This is a genomic window from Acaryochloris sp. IP29b_bin.137 (genome assembly GCF_028285745.1).
Lineage (GTDB): Bacteria > Cyanobacteriota > Cyanobacteriia > Thermosynechococcales > Thermosynechococcaceae > Acaryochloris.
The window spans coordinates 1-4,571 of the sequence record NZ_JANQOP010000303.1 but is presented as its reverse complement, the minus strand read 5'-3'; the positions used below and the strand labels follow the sequence as shown (position 1 = coordinate 4,571).

Sequence of the window (4,571 nt, the reverse complement as noted above, 5' to 3'; positions counted from 1 at the left end):
GACCATGGCCATCGATCTATTGCCCTCTCGACCGAATCGACACGAACCGAGAGTCGTCAAACGCAGACCCAAACCTTTTCCGCGAATGCGACAACCGCGTTTTGTTCTCAAAGCCAAGCTAGCTGATTGATTGAGCTTAAGTCAGTGCCATTGTACCAAGGATAGTTAACCTTTGGCTGTCCATAGGTTTGCATAAAGATTATTCTCCAGACTAACCATAGATCTTTAATTGAAATTTATTCTCAACTTATTAGCCTTGATGATTCGTGAATATAGCAGTTGCAAAAGTCAATAAAAAAGTGTAGCAACTCAATATTTATTTATATGCACAGGAATATATTAAAGAATGTGAGCCTACACTATTGCCGTTTTAGAAAGATTATGAGAGGGCAATATGGGTGACATAAATGCTTATAAATAAAGGGTAGGGGCTAGTTAAGGATTTAATTTGGTTGGCCTCTAGCTTTTGGGAAGAACCTGTGGGAAGGGGTATGAAATGTAAAGAAATATGAGATGCAGCTAACTCAAGTTCTGCCAAATTGCCCATAAATTTAGCAGCTAAAAATTACATACTAGGAGAGCTTAGGTTGAGAACCTCGATCGCCAATACGCAGGTGAGGCAAGATAAATATCTCGAACTGCTCAAGAGAAAGGTGTGTTGGAATTCATTAATAAGAGTAAATACTTTCATCTATACTCCAATCTAAGACCAAGCTGAATGACTGAAGATTATTAGGTTGCACCGAGAGAAATTAATACAGACAAATGTTTTCAGGTAACTTTGCTTCTCCAGTAAAACCTGAAATTAGTTGCAACTTAAATGAATTAGAGTATCATAATTAATGAATTTAATTCTCAACTACTTAACCCTAACCTTGCTCTATGTTGGGCTAAAGAAGCAGTAACTTTCTTAATCATTAGCTCTTGACGAGCTGAGGCATAACCCATTGACCTACTGAGTGGGGCTATCTCAGCTCAATCAATGGCAAACAGAAATCAACTTCATCCACTACATCCTTTTCCTATGGTGAAGCGACCAACAAAGATACAGTCATTTGTAAGGAGATTATTATGCAAACCTACGGTAACTCTGAAGTTACCTACGGCTGGTGGGCAGGGAACTCCCGCCTAGCGAGTTCTTCAGGTTTATTTATATCCGCTCATACAGCCCATGCCGGATTAATCTCGGTTTGGGCGGGTGGATTTACTCTATTTGAGTTGGGAAGGTACACTGCCGACTCCCCTATGTGGGACCAAGGATTGGTTCTTCTGCCTCACTTGGCTGCTGAAGGGATTGGTATTGGGGCAAGAGGTGTATTGGATGATCCCCAAACCATTGTTGCTGTAGGGATGATCCATATTATTGCGGGTGCAGTATTAGGGGCTGGTGCTCTCTTTCATGTACTTAAAGCGCCTCATGATTTGAGTGATGCGTCAGGGGCTGCCCGCACCTATCACTTTGAATGGGACAATACCACTCAACTCAGCCGGATATTAGGTCATCATCTGCTTATTTTGGGGCTCTATACTCTTTTGTTTGTGGGACGAGCCATGTTTTGGGGCGGGCTCTATGACCCCGATCTGCAAGAAGTCAGATTGGTAACCGATCCGACCCTCGATCCTGCGGTCATTTTTGGTTATCAAACCCATTTCGATGCGGTCGATAATTTGGAAGATATTGTGGGGGGCCATATTTTCATTGCCCTACTAGATATTGCGGGTGGGGTGTTTCACTTGCTCGTTCCCATGCTGCCTTGGGCCAAGAAACGGATTGTCGTCAATGGAGAAGCCATTTTGTCCTATTCTTTAGGAGCCGTGGCCTTCTTTGGGTTTCTGTCCGCCTACTGGTGTTCCGTTAATACTTACGTTTGGCCCGCAGAGTTTTATGGCCCCGCGCTTCAGATCAAGTTTGGCATAGCCCCCTATTTTGCTGATACGGTAGAACTCCAGTATGGGGTGCACTCTGCTCGATGCTGGTTAGCCAATGCAACTTATATTTTGGCTTTCTATTTTCTCCAAGGTCATCTTTGGCATGCCTTACGAGGTGTAGGGTTTGACTTCAAGAAAGTGGATATATTTCTCAAATCCATGTCCTACGAAGGCTCAGGCTAGTGCGAGTATGCCTGAGTACCCAAATTAAACGGTACCCGTACCATCTGCTGATCCATCAGCACAAGTTGCTAGTTCGGAATTTACTTTGGATCAGCTGTAACCCCATTCAACCCTCTGCGTTGAATAAGAGCGCCACGGTAAGTGTGTGAGCAACCTGGGCGCTTCACACTCTTACCTCTTTCATGGAATCTAAACCGAAACAATTTTTTGAAACAGTACATGGAGTTTGTATGTCACAAGTTGGAATGTTCTTTGGCACAACCACTGGCAAAACGGCTGAAGCCGCTGAAAAAATTCAAGAGGCGTTTGGAGGTGAAGATGTCGTGACATTGATCGAAATCCCTGATGCTGAAAATGGGGATTTTGCAAATTACAACCTATTGCTGATTGGCTGTCCAACTTGGGACATTGGTGAATTGCAAAGTGATTGGGATGCGTACTTCCCTAATTTAGACAGCATTGATTTTTCGGGGAAAAAAGTGGCCTACTTTGGTACAGGAGACCAGATTGGGTATGCCGATAACTTTATGGATGCAATCGGGATGATTGAAGCCAAAGTCACGGAAAAAGGGGGTCAAACAGTGGGGCTTTGGTCGACAGAAGGCTACCAATTTGATGCCTCGAAAGCGGATAGAGGGGGTAAATTTTGTGGGTTGGCCCTAGACGAAGATAACCAATCTGAACTATCTGATGAGCGAATTGAAGCTTGGGTAGCCCAAGTCAAAACAGAATTTGGTCTATGACGAGCACCACCTTTTGGGTCAGGGTTACCAAAGGCCTTGACCATTTTCTTTCTCTGGCTCAGCAATTGAGCGTTTCAAACTAATCAGAATCAATTAAATGACTCCCACCATCGAAGCTGTCTGGACAACAACTAGTCATCATTTAAATTGTTTTAATCAACCCCTGCTAAAGCTACTCAGACAACAAGTAACCACTGCTCAGTGGCAATATCAGCAAACGGAGGATGAGCCTTGCTCACTAGACATTGCAGTCAGTCTTCTCCATAAATTCATTCTGACATGTGAGCACCCGATTCATTTAATTGGCCACGGAACGGGAGGGCTTGTGAGTTTGTTATATGCTCGTCAATGTCCTCAAAAGGTGAAGTCTTTAACCTTATTGGGGGTAGGAGCTAATGCAAGTTGGGACTGGATTGCCCACTTTTATTATTATCTTCAATTTCTCCACTCCAACCGACATCAATTGTTGACGCAACTTGTCTCTAACTTATTTGGCAAACAAAACCCATCGATAAATTACTACCTAGCCCATCTGCTGGAAATGGATATGGGTGTTTCTCCCTCTCCTCATTCCTTGTTTCACCGACACCATTTTCAGCCAAGTGGTGTATCAGTACCCATGTTGGTGTGTGGTTGTGAGAACGACCCTGTTGTGAGCAGTCAGTCATTGAAAGCATGGGAAAGTTGGATGAAAGGAGACGATCGTCTGTGGCAATGTCAGGATGGACATCATTTTTTCCATTCCTTCTATCCAAAACCCGTTGCCAACGAGATTCTGGACTTCTGGGAAATCAGTACTCATCCACTCTCAACCGTTTCATTAAGTACTTGTTCTGTTTAAGCCTTAAATTAAATGTCGGGCATACAAATGAATTCTTTCATGCCGAGCATCCTTAAATCAGAGACCCACTGCAGTTTCCCCCAATCTCAAGTATCTGATTCAATTCGGTATTCCCAGGTTCGAGCATTGCTCCCTTCTGACTCTCAACATCTGTGGCGGTTGGAGGAAGGTCTTGTCCGAACATATTCTTGGAATGAACAAGGGGATATCACTATCCTAGGGATATGGGGACCTGGAGATATTGTGGGCCAGTCGTTATCCAATGTCACCCCCTATCGCATTCAAAGTTTAGGTACCGTCAAAGTCCAACCAGTAAATCTTAAGCACTGGCTCACCGCCGAAGTCATACTAGAGTATGCCCAACAGTTGACGCTTCTCCTCAAAATCGTCAGTATTAGACGAGCGGATGACCGGTTACTGAGCTTACTCAAATGGTTAGCAGAACGGTTTGGCCGCGTTACACCAACTGGGATTTTCACTGCTTTACCCATTACACATCAGGAGTTAGCAGAAACAGCAAATATCACTCGAGTTACCGCGACTCGACTAATTGGCGAGTTGGAACAAAGGGGGATTCTCAAATGGTCAAGATGTCAACATTTTGAATTGTTAAATAGTTAATATAGCCCTTCCTCTTGTTCCGTCTCAATCACACAATCAGATAACGCATAGGTGACACATAACAAAGCATAGCCTTCCCGCATTTGGTCATCATCTAAAAAGGATTGATCGGCTTGATCAACGGGTTAGCGGCCAAAAGGCCTGGGTCAATCAAATACATTGGGAATAGACTGATAGGGTAAGGAAGAAAGTCATTCTAATCCTTATTGGCAGGGCATCAGATGGGTCACTTGTGTATTTCTATTGGTTGGGTT

General features: G+C 43.8%; 4 protein-coding genes. All 4 read left to right on the top strand.

Features of this window, described 5'->3' with window-relative positions; all coding sequences use genetic code 11:
• The first annotated feature begins 1,071 nt into the window (after positions 1-1,071).
• The gene (locus Q0991_RS21255) at positions 1,072-2,112 is read left to right on the top strand and encodes a chlorophyll a/b binding light-harvesting protein (RefSeq protein ID WP_299492334.1); all 1,041 of its coding nucleotides are present in this window, start codon (positions 1,072-1,074) and stop codon (positions 2,110-2,112) included.
• A 230-nt stretch (positions 2,113-2,342) separates the two neighbouring features.
• Positions 2,343-2,855, top strand: a complete 513-nt coding sequence (gene fldA / locus Q0991_RS21250) for a flavodoxin FldA (RefSeq protein ID WP_299492332.1) — start codon at positions 2,343-2,345, stop codon at positions 2,853-2,855.
• Between the two features lie 97 nt (positions 2,856-2,952).
• Entirely contained in the window at positions 2,953-3,696 is a 744-nt protein-coding gene (locus Q0991_RS21245) for an alpha/beta hydrolase (RefSeq protein WP_299492330.1), read from the top strand.
• A gap of 39 nt (positions 3,697-3,735) precedes the next feature.
• Positions 3,736-4,317: a Crp/Fnr family transcriptional regulator gene (locus Q0991_RS21240; RefSeq protein WP_299492328.1), complete on the top strand. Its 582-nt coding sequence runs from the start codon at positions 3,736-3,738 to the stop codon at positions 4,315-4,317.
• Positions 4,318-4,571 lie beyond the last annotated feature (254 nt).

Excerpts from the sequence above, each read along its gene's own strand:
- Q0991_RS21255 (WP_299492334.1), top strand. The coding sequence starts at position 1,072 with ATGCAAACCTACGGTAACTCTGAAGTTACCTACGGCTGGTGGGCAGGG.
- fldA (WP_299492332.1), top strand. The coding sequence starts at position 2,343 with ATGTCACAAGTTGGAATGTTCTTTGGCACAACCACTGGCAAAACGGCT.
- Q0991_RS21245 (WP_299492330.1), top strand. The coding sequence starts at position 2,953 with ATGACTCCCACCATCGAAGCTGTCTGGACAACAACTAGTCATCATTTA.
- Q0991_RS21240 (WP_299492328.1), top strand. The coding sequence starts at position 3,736 with ATGCCGAGCATCCTTAAATCAGAGACCCACTGCAGTTTCCCCCAATCT.